At 65.4% G+C, this 16,953-nt stretch carries 16 protein-coding genes; 6 read left to right on the forward strand and 10 right to left on the reverse strand.

What is annotated here, in order from left to right; all coding sequences use genetic code 11:
- Positions 1-128 precede the first annotated feature (128 nt).
- On the reverse strand, positions 129-965 hold the full coding sequence (locus AKN83_RS09550; RefSeq protein ID WP_050405378.1) for a protein-disulfide reductase DsbD domain-containing protein: 837 nt from the start codon (positions 963-965) through the stop codon (positions 129-131).
- 136 nt (positions 966-1,101) lie between these two features.
- Between AKN83_RS09550 and AKN83_RS09555 the strand changes: the two genes are divergently transcribed.
- On the forward strand, positions 1,102-1,761 hold the full coding sequence (locus AKN83_RS09555) for a YqgE/AlgH family protein (protein ID WP_050405377.1): 660 nt from the start codon (positions 1,102-1,104) through the stop codon (positions 1,759-1,761).
- 79 nt (positions 1,762-1,840) lie between these two features.
- Here AKN83_RS09555 and AKN83_RS09560 read toward each other — a convergent pair whose 3' ends face one another.
- The gene (locus AKN83_RS09560) at positions 1,841-2,728 is read right to left on the reverse strand and encodes a TauD/TfdA dioxygenase family protein (protein ID WP_050405376.1); all 888 of its coding nucleotides are present in this window, start codon (positions 2,726-2,728) and stop codon (positions 1,841-1,843) included.
- 101 nt (positions 2,729-2,829) lie between these two features.
- Positions 2,830-3,609 (reverse strand): SDR family NAD(P)-dependent oxidoreductase, encoded by a 780-nt coding sequence (locus AKN83_RS09565; RefSeq protein WP_050405375.1) that lies wholly within the window; start codon positions 3,607-3,609, stop codon positions 2,830-2,832.
- Between the two features lie 180 nt (positions 3,610-3,789).
- On the opposite strand from AKN83_RS09565, the gene AKN83_RS09570 reads away from it, so the two are divergent.
- Positions 3,790-4,524 (forward strand): SDR family NAD(P)-dependent oxidoreductase, encoded by a 735-nt coding sequence (locus tag AKN83_RS09570; protein ID WP_050405374.1) that lies wholly within the window; start codon positions 3,790-3,792, stop codon positions 4,522-4,524.
- 55 nt (positions 4,525-4,579) lie between these two features.
- Positions 4,580-4,954 carry a CsbD family protein gene (locus AKN83_RS09575; protein ID WP_050405417.1) on the forward strand — a complete coding sequence of 125 codons (375 nt, stop codon included), beginning with the start codon at positions 4,580-4,582 and terminating at the stop codon, positions 4,952-4,954.
- Positions 4,955-5,100: 146 nt separating this feature from the next.
- On the opposite strand, the gene AKN83_RS09580 is transcribed toward AKN83_RS09575, so the two are convergent.
- From AKN83_RS09580 to AKN83_RS09590, 3 genes are all read right to left on the reverse strand, one after another.
- Positions 5,101-6,846, reverse strand: a complete 1,746-nt coding sequence (locus tag AKN83_RS09580) for an SGNH/GDSL hydrolase family protein (RefSeq protein ID WP_050405416.1) — start codon at positions 6,844-6,846, stop codon at positions 5,101-5,103.
- 226 nt (positions 6,847-7,072) lie between these two features.
- Positions 7,073-8,407 carry a lytic murein transglycosylase gene (locus tag AKN83_RS09585; protein WP_430641510.1) on the reverse strand — a complete coding sequence of 445 codons (1,335 nt, stop codon included), beginning with the start codon at positions 8,405-8,407 and terminating at the stop codon, positions 7,073-7,075.
- 179 nt (positions 8,408-8,586) lie between these two features.
- A complete protein-coding gene (locus AKN83_RS09590; protein ID WP_050405415.1) occupies positions 8,587-9,006 on the reverse strand; it encodes a MerR family transcriptional regulator in 420 nt (139 codons plus the stop codon).
- Positions 9,007-9,096: 90 nt separating this feature from the next.
- On the opposite strand from AKN83_RS09590, the gene AKN83_RS09595 reads away from it, so the two are divergent.
- Together AKN83_RS09595 and galU are read left to right on the forward strand one after the other, a co-directional pair.
- On the forward strand, positions 9,097-10,395 hold the full coding sequence (locus AKN83_RS09595) for an NADH:flavin oxidoreductase/NADH oxidase family protein (RefSeq protein ID WP_083991997.1): 1,299 nt from the start codon (positions 9,097-9,099) through the stop codon (positions 10,393-10,395).
- Positions 10,396-10,532: 137 nt separating this feature from the next.
- Entirely contained in the window at positions 10,533-11,408 is an 876-nt protein-coding gene (gene galU / locus AKN83_RS09600; protein ID WP_063695278.1) for a UTP--glucose-1-phosphate uridylyltransferase GalU, read from the forward strand.
- Positions 11,409-11,583: 175 nt separating this feature from the next.
- On the opposite strand, the gene AKN83_RS09605 is transcribed toward galU, so the two are convergent.
- Positions 11,584-12,537 carry a hydrogen peroxide-inducible genes activator gene (locus tag AKN83_RS09605; protein ID WP_050405560.1) on the reverse strand — a complete coding sequence of 318 codons (954 nt, stop codon included), beginning with the start codon at positions 12,535-12,537 and terminating at the stop codon, positions 11,584-11,586.
- A gap of 118 nt (positions 12,538-12,655) precedes the next feature.
- Between AKN83_RS09605 and katG the strand changes: the two genes are divergently transcribed.
- Positions 12,656-14,821: a catalase/peroxidase HPI gene (katG, locus tag AKN83_RS09610; RefSeq protein ID WP_050405559.1), complete on the forward strand. Its 2,166-nt coding sequence runs from the start codon at positions 12,656-12,658 to the stop codon at positions 14,819-14,821.
- Positions 14,822-14,920: 99 nt separating this feature from the next.
- Here katG and AKN83_RS09615 read toward each other — a convergent pair whose 3' ends face one another.
- From AKN83_RS09615 to AKN83_RS09625, 3 genes are all read right to left on the reverse strand, one after another.
- The gene (locus tag AKN83_RS09615; RefSeq protein ID WP_050405558.1) at positions 14,921-15,121 is read right to left on the reverse strand and encodes a hypothetical protein; all 201 of its coding nucleotides are present in this window, start codon (positions 15,119-15,121) and stop codon (positions 14,921-14,923) included.
- Positions 15,122-15,348: 227 nt separating this feature from the next.
- Positions 15,349-16,359, reverse strand: a complete 1,011-nt coding sequence (locus AKN83_RS09620) for an aldo/keto reductase (protein ID WP_050405557.1) — start codon at positions 16,357-16,359, stop codon at positions 15,349-15,351.
- A 124-nt stretch (positions 16,360-16,483) separates the two neighbouring features.
- Positions 16,484-16,909 (reverse strand): PaaI family thioesterase, encoded by a 426-nt coding sequence (locus tag AKN83_RS09625; RefSeq protein WP_050405556.1) that lies wholly within the window; start codon positions 16,907-16,909, stop codon positions 16,484-16,486.
- Positions 16,910-16,953: the final 44 nt, after the last annotated feature.

Raw genomic sequence — 16,953 nt, forward strand, 5'->3', positions numbered from 1 at the left:
CCTGGGCCGCCCATAACCACAAAAGTCAGTTTGGGAGCACGCTGTGTCCCTAGCCAGCCTGCCTCAAATAGCCGCCGCGGAGTATGGGTCCTGGCTTTTCGCCAGCACGACGATCGGAGAGGCCAGCGTCAGTTCAAATTGATGTTGAATTCGTAGCTTTTGTCGCCGCCGACCAACGTCAGTTTCAGCGCGGCGCCGTCCGCTTTGGCGCCCGGCGGCAGGCCGTCGAGCTCGAACGAGAAGCGCTTCACACCCGGCGGCGCGTGCTCGACGAGCTTCGGCACGGGCAGCGCCCAGTCGGGCGTCGGTCCCTCGACGAACAGGCTGAGGTCTTTCGACTCGGGCGCGGTGACATCGACCAGCACGTTGTTGCCGTCGCGCTTGACGTCGCGGATCGTGAACGGGATGGGATCACCGATATTGGCAGGCTTCGGCACCGCGTTGAGCGCTTCGGACAGCGCTGCGTCCTCGGTCGAGGCGACGCTAGCGAATGCGAGCTCGGCCTTCGCCTCCACCGGCACGCACAGCTTCTCGCACACCGCGTAGTTGATGTCGGCGCGCAGCACCAGCGGTTTGTCGGGATTCTTGGCGACGATGCGCAGCGGCAGCACCACCTGATGCTTGTAGCCGAGCGAGGTGCCGCCGGCGCCGTCGTCGAACTGGCGCGGTGCCGGCCACATCACCGTGACCGCATCGACATTGTCCGACTTGGAGAAATCGAATCGTGGCGGCACACCGGAATCGCCCGGCGTGCGCCAGTAGGTTTTCCAGCCGTCCTGCAACTGGAAGGCGATGCCGCCGAGCAGCACCGCGCCGCTGCGCGATCCCGCCAGCAGCCTGACCGCCGAATGCGTGTCCTGCTGCCACGGCGAGGCGTCGTCGGCGCGGGCCTCCGCTGCCACGGATGCGACGGAAAACATGGCGGCAACGGCAAATGCGGCACGCACGGGAACTGTGACGGTCATGAGACGTCTTTACCTGCAACTTTCGTTGCAAACCATTGAATTGCTTGTGATGCATCGCCGCACTGCGGCCGAAGGTTGATTGACAGAACGGCGACCCAATATCAGGATGCCAAATCAGCAGGAAAGGCCTTTGTGGATGCGCCCTGAAGGCAAAACAGGCAAGTCTCGCAAGACCGCCGCCGGCGGAAGCCCGGCCGTCGGTCCCCATGCCACCGAAGATGGCTATCTCGATGGCCAGATGCTGATCGCGATGCCTGTCATGAACGACCCGCGCTTCGAACGCTCCGTGATCTACATGTGCGCGCATTCCTCCGAGGGGGCGATGGGCATCATCGTCAACCGCCCGGCCGGCAGCATCGATTTCCCCGGCCTGCTGGTGCAACTCGACATCATCCAGAAGTCGGACCAGATCCAGCTGCCGGAAAACGCCGAGATGATGAAGGTGATGAAGGGCGGCCCGGTCGACACCGGCCGCGGCTTCGTGCTGCATTCCAGCGACTTCTACATTCAGGATGCGACGCTGAACATCGACGACGGCATCTCGCTCACCGCGACCGTCGATATTTTGAAGGCGATCGCCAAGGGCGCCGGTCCCAAGCACGCGATCCTCGCGCTGGGCTATGCCGGCTGGGCGCCGGGCCAGCTCGAGAACGAGATCCAGCACAATGGCTGGCTGCATTGCGATGCCGACCCGGAACTGATTTTCGGCGCCGATGTCGACGAGAAATACGCGCGCGCCCTGCGCAAGATCGGCATCGAGGCCGGTATGCTGTCCAACGACGCCGGCCACGCGTAGCGCGCGACGCTGTCTTCCCAAACGTCGTCCCTGCTTTCGCAAGGCCTTCGCCGGGACGACAGCTATTATTGTGTCCGCGCTACTCCGCCGCTTCCTGAGCCACGGTCGGCTGGGTGCCGGCGACCGTGGCGCGGCGCATGTCGCGGGGCTGCGACTGGTCGTAGCGGCGGACGCGGTGCACGGTCTGGCGATTGTCCCACATCACGAGGTCATGCACCGTCCATTTGTGCACATAGACGAACTCCGGCTGCGTGGCATGCTCGGTGAGATCGCGCAGTAAGAGCCGCGCCTCCGGCATGCTCATCCCCCTGATGGCGCCGGCATGCGAGGACAGGTACAGCGACTTGCGGCCGTGCGCCGGATGGGTGCGCACCAGGCGCTGCAGCACCGGCTTGAACATCTCCTTCTCCTCGTCGGTGTAGTCGAGGAAGCCGAGCGAGCCGCGCGAATACATCAACGAGTGCTCGCAGATCATGTCCTCGATCTCGGCCTTGGTCTCGTCGTCGAGCGCGTCATAAGCGGCGCGCATGTCGGCGAACTCGGTGTTGCCGCCTTTCGGGTTGACCACGCGTGCCGACAGCAGCGAGAATTTCGCCGGGATCGGCCGGAACGAGCTGTCGGAGTGCCACAGGCAGTTGCCGAGATTGAACAGGTGGGTGCGATGATCCTTCGGCAGCGGCTTGCCGTCCTTGCCGAGATTGGAGACATCGTTGAGCCCGGAGGAGAGGCGGTAGTCCTCCTTCTTGGTCACCGTGCCGCCGCGCGCGTTCTCGCGCTCGCCGAAGTTCAGCGCGAACGCCATCTGCTGCTCGTCAGTGATGTCCTGGCCGTGGAAGACGAGCACGGCGTATTTGTCCATGCCGGCCTCGATGTCGATGGCTTCCTGCTTCGTCAGCGGCTTCCGCAGATCGACGCCGGAGACCTCGCCGACGAAGTGCTTGTGAAGCTGCCGGATCAGGACCGTCATTGGCGTATCTCCCCGTATCTCGCGGGCGGTTGTCCCGCTTCGTTTGACGCGAAGGCTACTCCGGAGACGCAGCCTGTCAACGCTTCGAGGCCGGACGCGGGTCAGGCATTCCGCGCCATCAACCCGCCGTCGACGGGAATCACGGCGCCGGTCAGGAACGATGCGGCGGGCAGGCACAGGCTCAGCGTCATGTGCGCGATCTCTTCGGGATCACCATAGCGGCCGAGCGCGGTACGGCGCTTGGCGTAGATCGTCTTGTGCTCCTCGGAGATGCGGTCGGTGATCCCTGTGCGGATCGGGCCCGGGCAGATGCAGTTCACGGTAATGCCTTCGCGCCCCAGTTCCACCGCGAGCGAGCGGGTCAGGCTGGTGACGCCGCCTTTTGCCGCGGAGTAGGGGCTGTGCAGGCCTGTTGCACCCAGAGCTTCCGTGGAGGCGATGTTGACGATGCGCGGCGAGCGCGACTTGCGCAGGTATGGCAGTGCAGCGCGGATGATGCGCGGATGCGCCGTCAGCATGACGGCGATGCCCCTGGCCCAGGCGTCCTCGTAACCAGGATCGTCGATCGCCACGCGCACCGAGATGCCGGCATTGTTGACGATGATGTCGAGCCCGCCGAAATGCGCGGCGACATCGTTGACGACACGGGTGATGGCGTCGCGATCGCTGACGTCGAGCGTCCAGGCCTTTGCCGAGCCGCCGTTTGCGGAAATCTCCTTGGCCACCGCCTGCGTGCCGTCTTCGGTCAGGTCGGTGACCGCGACATTGGCGCCCTCATCGGCGAACACGCGCGCGGTGGCGCGGCCCATGCCGCTGGCTGCTCCCGTGACGAGAACGGTGAGGCCCTTCACCGAACGGCTCAGCTGCTTGAATTCGGACATTATGGACCTCCCTTATTGTTTTTTGCGTGTTGCGAGACCGACGACGCTGGCACCGATCGAGAGAGACGTCAAACCGCTGATCCGTATCCAGCACGCGTGCAGCGCGTCAACACAAGTTCTGCGTTGGCTTTTCGAAAAGGATCATGCTCAATCAAGAAAACAGCACGAGAGAGGAACGCGATGAACGAACTCGATTTCGGCGGCAAGCAGGTCCTGGTGGTCGGCGGCTCCAGCGGCATCGGCAACGGCATCGCGCAGGCCTTCCGCGCCAAGGGCGCGCACGTTGCCGTGTACGGCACCCGCGCGCAGGCGAGCGACTATTCCTCCGCGGAGGGCTCGCATCTCGACGGCCTTGCCTATGCGCAGCTCGATGTCTCTGATCCGCAGGCGATCGAGAACCTCACGCCGTCGTTCGATCGGCTCGACGTGCTGGTGCTGGCGCAGGGCGCGGTGATTTACCGCCGCGGGGAATTCCAGATGGAAGGCTTCCGCAGGGTGATCGAAGTCAATCTGATGAGCCTGATGGCCTGCGCCACGAAATTCCACCCGATGCTGAGCGCAGCCAGGGGATCGCTGATCATCGTCAGCTCAACCGCAGCCTATCATTCCACGATGGGCAATCCGGCCTACAACGCTTCGAAGACCGGCGCGGTCGGCTTGACCCGCACGCTTGGCGAAGCCTGGGCCGAGAGCGGCATCCGCGTCAACGGCATCGCGCCAGGCCTTGTCGACACCAAGATGACCAAAGCGACGACGGCGAATCCAAAGCGGCTGGAAGGCGCGCTCGAGCGCATTCCGCTGAAGCGTCTCGGCACGCCCGCCGACATGGCCGGCGCCGCGCTCTTCCTGGCCTCGCCGCTCGCGTCCTACGTCGTCGGACAAACCATCATCGTCGATGGCGGGTTGATCCTTTAGGAACCCGCGCGAGGTTCCGCGGTTGGCTCCCTGACAGTTTCAGGGAGCAGTCATGATGGACAAGGATCGGATTTTCGGAACGGCAAAGGAATTTGCAGGCAAGGCCGAAGGCGCCGTCGGCGATGCGGCCGGCGATGCACAGACGCAAGCCTCGGGCCGCGCGCGCGAGGCCGCGGGCGCCGTCCAGGATCTCTACGGCCAGGCCAAGGATGCCGCGCGCGACGCAGCCGACACCGCGGTCAACTATGCCAAGGATGCTTATGAACATCGCGGCGAGACCGTTCGCAGCGGACAGAAGGCAATGGCGCAAACGGTGCAAGAAAATCCGCTCGGATCGCTCTTGATCGCCGGTGGCATCGGCTTTGCGCTGGCGCTGTTGATGACGCGCCAGCCGCGCCGCGCGCCGTCACGCTGGCGGTACTACGGGTGAGTCTCACCAACCGTCATTGCGAGCGTAGCGAAGCAATCCATCGACCCGCACGCGTGGATGGGTGGATTGCTTCGTCGCTTTGCTCCTCGCAATGACGTGGATGGATCCTGCGGGCTTCGTCGTTCGGCGGAGCTTGGCAGAAATCCCTACTGCCAGGGATTCCCCGGCCCTGCGGCCCGCTGTCCGATATTGCCGGGCGGCCGCGGAGGGCGCGGCGGGGTGACCAGCGGGCGCTGCTGCGGCGCGCCGAAGCCGAAGAAGTCACGCAGCCAGGGCTGTGTCTGCGGTTGCTGCTGCGGTTGGGCCTGGGCCGGACGGAACACCCGCCGTGGCGGCTTCGGCGCGGTGATGATCGAGCCGTCGGGCGCGATCGCCGTGGTCGAAGGTGGCGGATTGGCAGGGCCCCCCGCCGCCGGCGCGGCGGGCGTGGCCGCGGCAACCGGCACGTCGCCCTTGGCCTGCTCGCGGCCGATCTCGCGGCGCGGCCAGGCGAAATCATCGGCGCGGCCGGCCGGCGGGGCCAGGGCCTCGCCCTTCACCAGCGTGCGTGCGGCGAGCGCGTCGACCGCGGCGGGCCGCGAGCCGGGGCCGCCGAGCAATTGATCGGTGCCGACCGTGGAGGCGACCAGCGGCAGCACGGGGCCGGCCAGCGGCCGTGGCGCGGGCTTGCCGGGCTCGGTGCTGGTCTCGGGCGTTGCCGGTTCGCTCGGCAGCGCGATCGGGCCTGAGCGCACCGCGAGCAGGCGGGTCACCTCGCGCTCGACATAATGCGCGAGCTTGCGCGCGCCGGCCTTGGTGAAGAACACGCCGTCATCGGAGCGCAGCTTGCGCGGCTGGCCTTCGAAGTCCGGGCCCTTCGGCATGAAGCGGCCGGCCTCGTCGACGAAGCCGTCCCAGACGTCGACATAGGTGATGCCGGCCTTGCCGGCGCCATCGCGATAGAGCGCGTCGAGGAACAGCATGTCCGACGTGCCCTTCTGGCCGCGGATCGCGGGCAGGCCGACCCACAGCACCGGTACGCCCTTGCTCTTCAGCACGTTGATCAGCTCCTCGATCTTCTTGCCATAGAGCTCGACCCAACGGTCGTCGCGGAAATCATAGAGGCCGTTGGGCGAGCGCGCGGTCTTTTCCGGCGCGGCCTGCGAATCGGTGTCGGCGTCGTCGGCCGGCGGCTCGGCATCGGCCGGCTTGTTGTCGGCCTTGCTATCGGTCTTGCTATCGGTCTTGCCATCGGTCTTGGCGGCGGTATCGGGCTTGTCGCCCGGCTTTGCGTCGGGCTTGCCGCGCGCGTCCTTTTTGTCGTCCTTCTTGTCGACCTTCTTCTCCGCGACCGGTTCGCGGATCGCGGTGCGGTCATTGAGGCCGAGCATCACGACGATGGCGTCGGGGTTCTCGGTGGCGAGAATGCCCTTGGCGGCCGCAGCCCAATCCGCCGGGTCGCCCTTGGGCTGATAGCGGATCAGGCCGGAGACCGTCTTGTGCTTGCGGATCACGCCCATGTCGGGCTGGTCGGAATAGGCATCTTCCAGGCCATAGGCGAGCCAGTCGGCCATCGCGTCGCCGATCACCAGCACGTTGCGCTCGGCGGCGGCTTCGCGCTTGGCCGGCGGCGGCGCCCGGGAGAAATCCTCGCGCGGTCGCTGCGGCTGCGATGATTGCGGCTGCTGTTGGAACGGCGCGAAGAAATCGCCGCCGAACCAGCCGCCACCACCGCCATGCTGCGGCGGCGCACGGCGCTGCGGTTGCGGTGGTCCGCCGCCGAAGCCGGGGAAACCGAAGAACTGCGCCGAGGCAGGCTCGGCAATGCCGATCAACAGCGCGAGCGCCACCGTCAGCGCGACCAGCGGGCCGGCTTCGGTGAATAGGCGCAGAAAGGATCTCGGCTTCGCCATCGAGTTCGTCGCAATGATCAGGAAGTACGTGAGCATATTAGCGGAATCGGGCCGCAAGCGGGCAGCTTTTCCACCATAAATCGGGTGCTTCCCGCCGCCGTCAAGGCAAGCGGCAAATATCGGATTTCGTGGTTAGTTTTGGGGGAGGAGCCCGAATGTCGCGGCGACGGAACTGCACCCTCTCCTGCGCTTGCGGGAGAGGAGAACGGGGGTTGTGGCCTTAGCCCTATCGCCCGCGGAGTCGCTCCAGCACCTCTGCAGTGGCAAAACCATCGGCCGGCGCCCCGATGGACACCTGGAAGCCGCGCAGCGCTTCGCGCGTCTGGCCGCCGAACTGGCCGTCGGGGGTGCCCTTGTAGAAGCCGCGCTGGGCGAGCAGCTGCTGCAGTTCCAGCCGTTCGGCGCGCGACAGCACCCGTTCCTGGCGCGGCCAGGGCTGCACGAAGGGCTGGCCGCCGCGCAGGCGATCGGCGAAATGGCCGATCGCGAGCGCGTAGGCCTCGGCCGGGTTGTACTTCATGATCACCCGGAAATTCTGCAGCATAAGGAAGCCCGGACCCTCGGCGCCGGCCGGCGCCAGCAGATAGGCCTTGTCGGATGGCCGCGGGAACGCCTGGCCATTGGGCCGCTTGACGCCGAGTTGCTCCCATTGCGACAGCGGCATCGCCTTGGCCCGGTCGGCCAGCATGTAGTTCAGGCCCTGCGGCAGCACCACCTCGTAGCCCCAGCTCGCGCCGGTCTGCCAGCCATCCTTCTTCAGATTGTTGGCGGTCGAGGCGATCAGATCGCTCGGATTGTCGACGACATCGCGGCGGCCGTCGCCATCGCCGTCGACGGCGTAGCGCTTGAACGCGGTCGGCATGAACTGGGTCGGGCCGAAGGCGCCGGCCCAGGAGCCGCGCATCTGTTCCGGCCGCAAATCGCCCCGGTTGAGGATCTCCAGCGCCGACAGGAATTCGTCCTTGAAATAGGCCTGGCGGCGGCCGATGCAGGCGAGCGTCGCGGTCGACTGCACCACGCTGCGATCACCCATCTGGGTCGAGTAGTTCGACTCGATCCCCCAGATCGCCGCGATGATGTAGCGATCGACGCCATAGGCCTTCTCGGTCGCGTCGAACTGCGGCTTGTACTTCGCAAGGATCTCGCGGCCCTTGGCGAGCCTGGTGTCGCTGACGAGGATGTCGAGATAGTCCCAGATCGCCTTGGTGAATTCCGGCTGCGAATCCAGCAGATCCATGATGCGCAGGTCGGGCTGCAGGCCCGCGGTGAAGCGCTCGAAATTCTGCTGGGTGATGTTGCGCCGCGCGGCATCCGGCCACATCGCTGCGACGCAGTTCGGGAAGTCGGATGCGGCCTGGCGGATCGCGGCTGCCGTCATCAAGGGATGGCCGGAAGCGCCGTCTTCGCCGCTCCAGGGCGGCGCTGCGCCGTCCTGTCCGGTCGCGGCCTGCGGCGGCGTCGCGGCGTTCGGGGAGAAGATGCTGTCGATCAAATTGTTCAGGCCGTTGCCGGCCGATTGGGCTTGCGTGCTGCCCGGCAGCAGCAGGGCCAGCGCGACCATGCTGGCGCCGAATAACCTGGTCCGTGATGTTCCCAACGCGCGCATGTGTCGTGTGCCTGTCAAAATCGTGCCGGCTCAGAAGGCCCCGTCACGGTTTCCAATAGCTTAACAAAGCGCAGCATTTGGGGCGTGGCGAAATCGCGCGCGACGGTTTTGACCGGGACAAATTGTCCGGCGCATCAGCCCGCTTTCACCTGATCCCTGAGGTCGGCCAGAACAGCTTCGGCGTTCTCGAAGCAGTCGCCGCCCGGCGGCCTGGCTTCGATCCGGGCGATCACGGCCTCGAGCCCGGCCTGGGTTTCAGATAGCCGGCGCTGCAGGGCTGCAACCTCGATCACCTTGGTCTTGAGCGCGGCCACCAGTTTGTCCTTGCTCCAATCCCCCTTGCCGTGCGGCGGCAGCAGGTTTCGGATCTCGCCGAGCGAAAATCCGGCCTGCTGGGCCATCACGATGATTTCGAGGAGCTGCCTGGTTCCGCGCGAATACTGCCGGTAGCCATTCGGGCCGCGATCGATCGATCCGATCAGGCCCTCTCGCTCATAGAAGCGGATGCGCGACGGCGCCAGACCGGACTCCCGAGCCAGTTCCCCGACCTTCACTGCGCTGCTCCTTGCCGCCTTGACCTTGAAGTTCACTTTAAGGTTAGGGTGCGCCCCGGATCAACAAGGAACTCAATAGGGAACCTGTTCATGTCGCCGTTCGATTCCCTGACTTTGCCCAACGGAACCAGCGTTCCCAACCGCATCGCCAAGGCGGCGATGGAGGAGAACATGGCTGACGCCGCGCATCTCCCGTCGGCCGAGCTGCTGCGCCTCTATCAGGCCTGGGCAGACGGCGGCGCCGGCCTCATCATAACGGGCAATGTCATGATCGATCGCCGCGCCATGACCGGACCGGGCGGCGTCGTGCTGGAAGACGGCACGCCGCTCGAAGCGTTCCGCAACTGGGCGCAGATCGGCCGGGCCAGGGGTGCGCAAATCTGGCTGCAGCTCAGCCATCCGGGCCGCCAGATGATGAAGAACATGGGCCAGCCGACCCTGGCGCCGTCGGCGGTGGCGCTCGATCTCGGCAAGCATTCGAACCTGTTTGCGATGCCCAAAGCGATGACCGAGCACGACATCGACGAGGTGATCGCGCGCTTCGTCACATCAGCGAAACTCGCCGAGCAGGCCGGTTTCTCCGGCGTGCAGATCCATGCCGCGCACGGCTATCTGATCAGCCAGTTCCTGTCGCCCTTGAGCAACCGGCGCACCGACCGCTGGGGCGGCTCGTTGCAAAACCGGGCGCGTCTTTTGATCGAGACCGTCAAGGCGGTCCGCGCCGCGGTGTCGCCGGGTTTCTCGATCGCGGTCAAACTGAACTCGGCCGATTTCCAGCGCGGCGGCTTCGATGCAGCTGATGCGAGGACCGTCGTCGAGATGCTGAACGAGCTGCGGGTCGATCTGGTGGAACTGTCGGGCGGCAGCTATGAGGCGCCGGCGATGCAAGGCGATGCGCGCGATGGCCGCACGCTGGCGCGCGAGGCCTATTTCCTCGATTTCGCGCGCGATATCGCGGGGGTCGCAAGGATGCCGGTGATGGTCACCGGCGGCATTCGCCGCATCGGCGTCGTGCAGCAGGTGCTCGACAGCGGCGTCGCCATTGTGGGTATCGCCACCGCGCTTGCGATCAGGCCGGATCTGCCGGATGTCTGGCGCCGCGGCGAAGATCTGCGGCCAGAAGTCGCGCCCATCCGCTGGAAGAGCAAGCCGATGGCGTCGCTTGCCGCCATGGCCGTCGTGAAATTCCAGCTGCGGCGGTTGAGCCGGGGCCGCACGGCCAATCCGAACGTTTCGCCGCTGAAGGCGTTGGTTCTCGGGCGATTGCGCACGGCGTCGCTCACCCGCAAATATCGCCGCTGGATCGCATCACCTGTCACGGCGGCTGCGTCTGTCGGCACGTCGGCGTCGTTGCGCGCCAATGCGCGGGCCGTCGGGATGCCGCGATAAACCATACGCATGGGTGGAATAAGACGGATTCGTGCGCATCACACATCCGCCTTTGTTCTCGGCTGCAAAACGGGTACCAAGAAGCGATTAGAATTCGCGCCGCCGTCCCACCCGTTTTCAAGGCTTCCGATAATCCCATGAAGATCCGCAAAGCCGTATTTCCCGTCGCCGGTCTCGGCACCCGCGTGCTGCCCGCCACCAAGGCGATGCCGAAGGAGATGCTGACGATCGTCGACAAGCCGTTGATCCAGTACGTGGTCGATGAGGCCCGCGAGGCCGGCATCGAGCACTTCGTGTTCGTCACCGGTCGCAACAAGGGCGTCATCGAGGACCACTTCGACCGCATGTTCGAGCTCGACACCACGCTCGCGCAACGCGGCAAGAAAACCGAGCAGGAGATCCTGGCGCAGAACCAGCCGGAGGCCGGCGCGATGAGCTTCACGCGGCAGCAATCGCCGCTCGGGCTCGGCCATGCGGTGTGGTGCGCGCGCGACATCGTCGGCAACGAACCGTTCGCGGTGGTGCTGCCGGACGAACTGGTGCTGAACACGCCGGGCTGCCTGAAGCAGATGATCGACGCTGCCAACAAGCTCGGCGAGAAATCAAACGTGCTCGCGGTAGAGGCGGTGCCCGATGAGCTCACTCATCAATACGGCATCTGCGGCGTCGGCAAGCGCACCGGCAACATCTTCGAGGTCGACGGCATGGTCGAGAAGCCGCCGAAGGGCACCGCGCCGTCGAACCTGTCGATCACCGGCCGCTACATCCTGCAGCCGGAGATTTTCGACATCCTGGCCACGCAGGAGCGCGGCGCCGGCGGCGAGATCCAACTCACCGACGCGATGATCGGCCTTGCCAAGACGCAGAAGTTCTACGGCGTCGAGTTCGAGGGCGAGCGCCACGATTGCGGCTCCAAGCCCGGCTTCCTCCGCGCCAACATCGCCTTCGGCCTCAAGCGCCCCGAGCTGCGCGACGGATTGATTGCCGAGATGAAGAGGTATCTGGGGCAGTAGGTCGCTGCCACATCTCGTCATTCGCCGCAAGAATCCGGACGATGATGCACGACCGTGCATCATATTCGCTGTCGTCTGTCCCTGCGAAGGATGCGACAGCAGGGACGACAGCTGCAAGTGTAGCGCGGTGAGTGCGTCAAGCGCGGACGGCATCGTCTCCGAACCACCGAAGCAATCACGCCACGTTCCGCCGCCACGCGCGCTTCGCGTCCTTCACCCCATCCGCCTTCGGCGCACGCAATTCCCGCGCGGCAAGGCTCACCACTTCGGCGATTTGCTGGAGCTGCGAAGCGAGCGGTGAGGTCTTGCGCCAGACCATGCCGATGGTGCGCGAGGGCTGCGGATTCTTGAAGCGCGAGACCGTGACCGGCGCCGAGCGCGTCTCCACCGTCACCGCCATCTCGGGAATCAAGGTGACGCCGATGCCGGCGCCGACCATCTGCACCAGGGTCGACAGCGAGCTCGCATCCAGCACCTCGCGCGGCGGCGAGGACTGCATGTTGCAGAACGACAGCGCCTGGTCGCGGAAGCAGTGGCCTTCCTCGAGCAGCAGAAGTCGCATCTCGCGCAGCATCTCGGCGCTCGGCACCGGCGTCTTGGCGTCCTCGCCCGGTCGCACCAGCAGGAAATTCTCGGAGAACAGCGCGACCTCGGTCAGCGACGGTTCATGCACCGGCAGCGCCACGATCGCGGTGTCGAGCCGGCCCTCGGCGACTTCCTTGATCAGCTTCGGCGTCAGCGTCTCGCGGACATGAATGTCGAGCTCGGGATGCAGCCGCGCCAGCGTCTCGATCACCCTCGGCAGCAGATATGGCGCAATGGTCGGGATCATGCCGACGCGCAGGCGGCCGGCGAGCTTGTCGCGCGAGGCGCGGGCGAAGTCGCCAAGTTCGTCGACCGAGCGCAGGATGTCGCGCACACGGTGCAGAACATCCTCGCCGAATGTCGTCAAGGTAACCTGTCGGGCATTGCGTTCGATCAGCACGCCGCCGACCGCGCGTTCCAACTCGCGGATCTGCATCGACAGTGCCGGCTGCGACACCGCGCAGGCATCCGCGGCGCGCCCGAAATGCCCGTGCCGGGCCAGCGCATCGAAATACCTCAGTTGCCGGAGTGTGACATTTATCATCAGATTATCTTATTGCCGCGATCACTAAAGTCAATTTCACCTGATGGATTGGGGCGCGTAGAATCGTTCCTGGAAGAGCTCCAGCACATTCCAGAATCCATCACCTCGGAGAAGAAACATGGACGCAAAAACCGACGAAGGCGCGGGCAAATGCCCATTCACGGGCGGGCCTCGCGGGCACACGAATCGTGACTGGTGGCCGGAGACGCTCGACGTTCAGGTGCTGCATCGGAACTCCAACCTGTCGGACCCGATGGGCAAGGGTTTCGACTACGCCAAGGAATTCAAGAGCCTCGATCTCAATACCGTGATCAAGGACCTCACGGCCCTGATGACGACGTCGCAGGAATGGTGGCCGGCCGACTTCGGCCATTACGGCGGCCTGATGATCCGCATGGCCTGGCACTCGGCGGGCACCTATCGCATCACCGATGGCCGCGGCGGCGCCGGTGCCGGTCAGCAGCGGTTCGCCCCGCTCAACAGCTGGCCCGACAACGCCAACCTCGACAAGGCGCGCCGGCTGCTGTGGCCGATCAAGCAGAAATACGGCCGCAAGATCTCCTGGGCCGACCTGATGGTCCTCGCCGGCAACGTCGCGCTCGAATCGATGGGCTTCAAGACGTTCGGTTTTGCCGGTGGCCGCGCTGACGTGTGGGAGCCGGAAGAGCTGTACTGGGGTCCGGAAGGCACCTGGCTCGGCGACGAGCGCTATAGCGGCGAGCGCCAGCTCTCCGAGCCGCTCGGCGCGGTGCAGATGGGCCTGATCTACGTCAATCCGGAAGGCCCGAACGGCAATCCGGACCCGGTCGCCGCCGCGAAGGACATCCGCGAGACGTTCTTCCGCATGGCGATGAACGACGAGGAGACCGTTGCGCTGATCGCCGGCGGCCACACCTTCGGCAAGACCCACGGCGCGGGCGATCCCTCGCTGATCGGGCCGGAGCCGGAAGGCGGCGCGATCGAGGATCAGGGTCTCGGCTGGAAGAGCAAGTTCGGCACCGGCGTCGGCGCGGACGCGATCACCGGCGGTCCCGAGGTCACCTGGACCCAGACCCCGACCAGGTGGAGCAACCACTTCTTCGACAACCTGTTCAAGTACGAATGGGAGCTGACCAAGAGCCCGGCGGGTGCGAAGCAGTGGAAGGCGAAGGGCGCGGCGGCCGACATTCCGGACGCGTACGACCCGTCGAAGAAGCATGTTCCGACCATGCTGACCACGGATCTGTCGCTGCGCTTCGACCCGGCCTATGAGAAAATTTCGCGCCGGTTCTATGAGCATCCGGATCAGTTCGCGGACGCCTTCGCCCGCGCCTGGTTCAAGCTCACGCACCGCGACATGGGCCCGATCCAGCGCTACCTCGGCCCGCTGGTGCCGAAGGAGACGCTGATCTGGCAGGACCCGCTGCCGGCGCTCGATCACGCCGTGATCGACGACAAGGATATCGAGGCGCTCAAGGCGAAAATCCTCGCCTCGGGTCTCTCGGTCTCCGAACTGGTGTCGACCGCGTGGGCCTCGGCCTCCACGTTCCGCGGCTCCGACAAGCGCGGAGGCGCCAACGGCGCGCGCATCCGCCTCGCTCCGCAGAAGGACTGGGAAGTCAACGAGCCCGCCCAGCTCAAGACCGTGCTGGCCAAGCTCGAGACCATCCAGAAGGACTTCGGCAAGAAGGTCTCGCTGGCCGATCTGATCGTGCTCGGCGGCGCGGCTGCGATCGAGAAGGCGGCGAAGGACGGCGGCACCAATGTGAAGGTCCCCTTCACGCCGGGCCGCACCGATGCGACGCAGGACCAGACCGACGTCGAATCGTTCGCTCCGCTCGAGCCGCGGGCTGACGGCTTCCGCAACTACATCAGCGGCAAGCATCAGTTCATGCAGCCCGAGGAGGCGCTGGTCGACCGTGCGCAGCTGCTGCGGCTGACCGGACCGGAAATGACGGTCCTGGTCGGCGGCCTGCGCGTGCTCGGCGCCAATGCCAAGAAGTCGAAGCACGGCGTCTTCACCGACAAGCCGGGCACCTTGACCAACGACTTCTTCCTCAACCTGCTCGACATGGGCACGGTGTGGAGCGACGCCGGCCAGGGCGTCTACGAAGGACGCGACCGCAAGACCAAGGCGGTGAAGTGGACCGGCACCCGCGTCGACCTGATCTTCGGCTCGCACTCGCAGCTGCGCGCGTTCGCCGAAGTCTACGGCTCGTCGGACGCCAAGGAGCAGTTCGTGAACGACTTCGTCGCGGCCTGGGCCAAGGTGATGAACGCCGATCGCTTCGATCTCGTGAAGTAAGCGGCCGGCAACGGCAATCAGGGACAGGGCGGCGCTTTGGCGTCGCCCTGTTTCATTTCGGGGATGCCATTGCTAGGGCGATGCCGTTTTGCGGCTCGCTCAGTCGTGCAGCTTCATGTTGCGGATCATCTCCTCGAACTCCGCCTGCGTCGGGATTGCCGGTCGCGACTGCGGCGCGCTGCTCGCCGCGATCGGCGCATCGCACTGCGCGGCTCCGCGCGAAGGCTCGAAAATTGCGGTGAGGCTGGCCCAGCACACCAGGAGAGCAACGATCCAGTCGAGTACATTGGCTGCCTTCATTGCAGCGCCGGCATCAGCATTTCCATGCCCCGATGCTGCAGCCTGCACAGCGCATGCGCAATTCGGAAGCTACGAAACGTAACTTCGGCAGAACCGAGCGGGATGTCCGGACGAAGCCATCGCAAATTGTCGTCATTGCGAGCGAAGCGAAGCAATCCATCGCGCCGCTTGCGGAGAGGTGGATTGCTTCGTCGCTATCGCTCCTCGCAATGACGGCGCTAGAGGGACTATCCGGTCCGCGCCCGGCGGCCTTCGATCGGATAGGCCGGATCGTTGAATCCGGGCGTCGACGGATGGCCGGCCGCGACGAGGCGGTCGATCAGGGCTTCGTCCTCGGCCGTGAAACGATAGTCGAGCGCGCGGATGTAATCGTCCCATTGCGCTTCGGTGCGCGGGCCCGCGATGACTGCACTGACGAACGACGAGTTCAGCACCCAGGCGACAGCGAACTGCCCGGCGGTGATGCCGCAGCTCTCGGCGTGGCGCTTGATCTGTTGCGCGAGCTGCAGCGATTCCGGCCGCCACTCGGTCTGCATCATGCGCTTGTCGTTGCGGCCGGCGCGGGTATCCGCGGGCGGTGCGGCATCGGGCGCGTATTTGCCGGTCAGCACGCCGCGCGCCAGCGGGCTATAGGGCACGATGCCGAGACCGTAATAGGCGCAGGCCGGGAAATGCTCGACCTCGGGCATCCGGTTCATCGCGTTGTAATAGGGCTGGCTGGCGACGGGACGATCGATGCCGAGCCGGTCACAGATGTTGCAGATCTCGGCGACGCGCCAGGCGCGGTAGTTGGAGACGCCGAAATAGCGCACCTTGCCGGCGCGGATCAGGTCGCCCATCGCCCGCACCGTCTCGTCGAGCGGCGTCGCGTGGTCTTCCTTGTGCAGATAGTAGACGTCGATGTAGTCGGTGCCGAGCCGCTTCAAACTCTCGTCGGCGGCCTGCAACACCCAGCGCCGCGACAGTCCGCCATGGTTGGGATCGTCGCCGATCGGGTTGGCCAGCTTGGTCGCGAGCACCCAGCTCGACCTTCTGTTGGAGATCGCGCGTCCCACGACCTCCTCGGACTTGCCACTATTATAGGCGTCGGCGCTGTCGATGAAGTTGATGCCGGCCTCGCGCGCCTTCGCCACGATCCGCGACGATGTCGCCTCGTCGGTCGGGCCGCCGAACATCATGGTGCCGAGGCAGATCGGCGAGACCTTCAGGCCGCTGCGGCCGAGCTGGCGATATTGCATCGGGGCCTCCTCTGGATGTCATTCCGGGATGGTCCGAAAGACCAAACCCGGAATCTCGAGATTCCACAATGTGCGATTGCACGTTGGGGTTCGAATGCTGGCGCATCGCCCCGGAATGACAGGTTCAACTCTCGTTCTTCAGGATCTTGAACACGCCGTTGGCCATCGCGACACAGCGCTTGTCGACGGTCACCTCGGCCGTGATGAAGATCAGGCTGCGGGTCGAGCGCACCACGCGCGGCCTCGTGGTCAGGATCTCGCCGATCTTGCCGGCCTCGACGAAATGGGTGTCGAGCTGCACCGTCGCAAGCGTCGGCTTGCCCGAGACGAAGCGCGCGGCCATGCCGCAGGCACGGTCGGCGAAGGTCATGATGACGCCGCCCTGCACCAAGCCGCGGCGATTGTGGTGCTTGTCCTCGGTGATCAGCGCGAGCTCGAGCGCGCCGTCCTTCAACCGCTCCCACAGCGGGCCGATCAGCGTCAGGAAACCCGTGGTGTCGGCGATCTTCCAGCCGTCGGATTTGAGTTTGTCCGCGGCCTTGGCCGTCATGGGGAGGGATTCCTTGCTTGCAGCTGATTGATCGCAGGAGGCAT

This window comes from Bradyrhizobium embrapense (assembly GCF_001189235.2).
GTDB classification, from domain to species: domain Bacteria; phylum Pseudomonadota; class Alphaproteobacteria; order Rhizobiales; family Xanthobacteraceae; genus Bradyrhizobium; species Bradyrhizobium embrapense.